We start from the raw sequence: 3,198 nt of genomic DNA on the forward strand, positions 1-3,198 counted from the left end.
GGGCAGCGGCCCGGCGCCCCGCGCCAGCGCCAGGGCGAGCGGCCGGGTGACCGGCGCGGCGGGCAGCGCCGCGACGCCGCGCCCGTCAACAGCGAGATGGCCGAGGCCCTGCGCCGCGCGGGCCTGCTCGGCCCCGGCCGCCGCTGAGGCGGCGCGGCGGTACGCGGCAGACGGTGCACGGTGGGGGCGGCGCGCGGCGCCGCCCCCACCGGCGCATGGCGCGGCTGTTCCCGTGACGCTGTTCCCATGACGCTATTCCCGTGCCGCGCTCTCCGGCCCGGCGACCACCACGGTGAAGCTCACCGCCCCGGCCCGCTCACCGCGCAGGGAGTCCGCGTCGCCGCCGACGTGTTCCAGCAGGTAGGTGGCCATCCGCTGGGTCAGCTCCGTGGGCGGCTCGACCCTGGCGCCCGGCGCCGTCCCGGGGTCGTGCCGGGGCAGGCCCACCACAGCGGACCGTCCGGGGACGAAGGGCTCCGCCGCGGCCGCCACCACCACCCGCACCCGCAGCGGCTCGTCCCACGCCCAGGGGTCGGCCGCCAGGGTGAGCCGCACGCCGCCCAGACCGTCGTCCATGCCCCACGGGAGCGTCCACTCCAGCACTCCGTCGATCGGTTCCACCACGGCCCGGTGTCCCCGTTCGCGTTCGCGCGCGACCAGCGTCCGGCACATCGCGAGGGCGGCCTCCAGGTGCCGCAGCACGTGCTTCTCCCAGGTGTCGAACATCACCGCTCCCCCCTCCGGCGGCACCGGGCCCGTTCCCCCTGGCGCGGTTCTTCCCGCCCGGCCGTCCCGCCGCTCCCCTCCCGCCGGCGGCAGTCCGAAAGGCGCCGGAAAACGACCGGCACCCGTCCGTCCTACCTGCTCACGGCGTCCGCCTTGCCTTTTCCCCGGACCATAACTTACGGTTTCGTAACCTACGAATCCGTAGGTAATCCTGCCCCCTTCCCCTTCCGTGGAGCCTTGATGACCCTCGCCCTCCCCCCTGCCCCCGGCTCGGAGCGGTGGACGGACGCACGCCTGCTGTACGCCCTGGAAGAGGTGGTGGGCAGAGAACTCGACCGGCACCTGAAGGTCGCCAAGGACTGGATGCCGCACGAGTACGTGCCCTGGAGCGACGGCCGGAACTTCGACGGCCCGCTGGACGGCGAACCCTGGGCACCCGAACAGTCCAAGGTCTCCGACATCGGCCGCATCGCCCTGGTGGTCAACCTGCTGACCGAGGACAACCTCCCCAGCTACCACCACGAGATCGCCACCCTCTTCGGCCGCGACGGCGCCTGGGGCACCTGGGTGCACCGCTGGACGGCCGAGGAGGGGCGGCACGGCATCGTGATGCGCGACTACCTGCTGACCTCCCGCGCCGTGGACCCGGTGCAGTTGGAGAACTTCCGGATGGCGCACATGTCGGAGGGCTTCACCTCCGACAACGGGCACTCGATGCTCCACTCGGTCGCCTACGTCGCCTTCCAGGAACTGGCGACCCGCATCTCCCACCGCAACACCGGCCGTCTGTCCGGTGACCCGGTCTGCGACCGGATGCTGGCCCGCATCGCCACCGACGAGAACCTGCACATGGTCTTCTACCGCAACCTGCTGCAGGCGGCCTTCGAACTGGCCCCGGACCAGACCATGGCGGCGGTGCGCGACGTGGTGACGGGCTTCCGGATGCCCGGCCACGGCATCCCCGGCTTCGAGCGGGCCGCCGCGCGGATGGCGCTCGGCGGCGTGTACAACCTGCGCATCCACCACGACGACGTGCTCCAGCCGGTGCTGCGCTTCCTGAAGGTCCTGGAGATCGGCGGGCTCGGCCCGGAGGGCCTGCGGGCCCAGGAGGAGCTGGGCCTGTTCCTGGAGGGGCTGGACGGCGAGGCCCGCAAGCTCGACGAGCGCCTGGCCGCCCGCCGCGCCCGCGCCGCGGCCCGCGAGGCGGCGGCCGGCTCCTGACGACCGGTCAAAGAGCGGCTTGAGACGGCCGGTTCCCGACGGTTTCCGTCCGGGGACCGGCCGTCGTCGCGCCATGGGGGCGGTCGGCCTAGACCATTGACATGTACCCTGTTGCTCTCGATTCCGAGAGCGCTCTCGAATCATGTGCCGCCGTGCCCCCGGGCAACGTCCCACACCGTCCGGGAGCGCCGTGGCAGGCACCTTCCCATGACCCCCACCAGGGAGAGCCCCGTGCCTCACACGCCACCCCCGCCCGCGGTCCGCCGCGGAATCCTCCGGCGCACCCGCTGGATCACCGCCACCTCCGCCGCCGCCCTGGCCGGCATCCTGTTCGCCACCTCCGCCACGGCCGCCCCCGTCACGGAGCACTGGGCCGGCACCTCGCCCTACTTCTCCCAGACCTCCGCCTCCGGCGGCACCGTCGGCGTCGTCTCGGCGAGCGGCGCCGACGACGGCAGCGCGCTCCGGCTCCAGCTCAACGCCCGTCCCGGCGTCGGTCCCGGCCGGGGCGTGGAGATCACCAGCAATGACAAGACGTACCGGTACGGCACCTACGGAACGCGCATCAGGACGGCGGACTGCACCGGACAGGGCCGCCTCGGCGTCGTCACCGGCACCTTCACCTACTCCTCCAACCACGCGGACGAGAACGGCAACGGCCTGCCGGACAACGACGAGATCGACATCGAGGTGCTCTGCGCCCAGCCGAACGTCGTCTGGCTGACCATCTGGACCGACTACGACGGGGCCACCAACGCCGTCCGCAAGATCTCCCGCGCCATCGACATGCGCACGGGCAAGGTCCTCCACAACTGCTACATGAACCAGCTCGGCGGCCCCTGCCAGCCCGAACTGCCCGGCGAGAACAGCCCGGCGAGCGTCACGCCCGTCCCCGACTTCAACTCCTCGACCCAGTTCCGCACCTTCATGTTCGACTGGCAGCCGGACTCGGTGACCTTCTGGGGCTACGACAACAACGGGAACAAGAACGTGCTCTGGGAGTACCGCGGCCCGGCCTCGCGCATCCCGGACAAGCCGTCGGCGTTCATGCAGAACGTCTGGCACACCGACGCCTGGGACCCGCTGGACGGCCCGGCCCGCCAGCAGCCGCAGACCGCGATCTCCGCCTACGTCGACTCCACCACCCTCCCCCGCTGACTCCCGCCGCACCCCGTGCGGCACTCAGGGCCGGGCCCGGCGAACCGCTCGCCGGGCCCGGCCCCTTACCTCATCGCCGCCTCATCGCGCCCG

3 protein-coding genes are annotated in these 3,198 nt (G+C 72.6%); 2 read left to right on the forward strand and 1 reads right to left on the reverse strand.

The features are described 5' to 3' along the window. Window positions 1-252: 252 nt before the first annotated feature. The gene (locus tag VE546_RS24735) at window positions 253-726 is read right to left on the reverse strand and encodes a hypothetical protein (protein WP_324926049.1); all 474 of its coding nucleotides are present in this window, start codon (window positions 724-726) and stop codon (window positions 253-255) included. A 240-nt stretch (window positions 727-966) separates the two neighbouring features. Between VE546_RS24735 and VE546_RS24740 the strand changes: the two genes are divergently transcribed. Both VE546_RS24740 and VE546_RS24745 read left to right on the forward strand, forming a co-directional pair. Then, window positions 967-1,947, forward strand: a complete 981-nt coding sequence (locus VE546_RS24740; RefSeq protein WP_324926052.1) for an acyl-ACP desaturase — start codon at window positions 967-969, stop codon at window positions 1,945-1,947. Between the two features lie 231 nt (window positions 1,948-2,178). Beyond that, a complete protein-coding gene (locus tag VE546_RS24745; protein ID WP_324926054.1) occupies window positions 2,179-3,105 on the forward strand; it encodes a glycoside hydrolase family 16 protein in 927 nt (308 codons plus the stop codon). The last annotated feature ends 93 nt before the right edge of the window (window positions 3,106-3,198 follow it).

Source organism: Streptomyces sp., assembly GCF_035644915.1.
Classification (GTDB): Bacteria; Actinomycetota; Actinomycetes; order Streptomycetales; family Streptomycetaceae; genus Streptomyces.

Bases quoted from the DNA above. Each gene is read 5' to 3' on its own strand.
- VE546_RS24740 (WP_324926052.1), top strand. From the start codon at position 967: ATGACCCTCGCCCTCCCCCCTGCCCCCGGCTCGGAGCGGTGGACGGAC.
- VE546_RS24735 (WP_324926049.1), bottom strand. From the start codon at position 726: ATGTTCGACACCTGGGAGAAGCACGTGCTGCGGCACCTGGAGGCCGCC.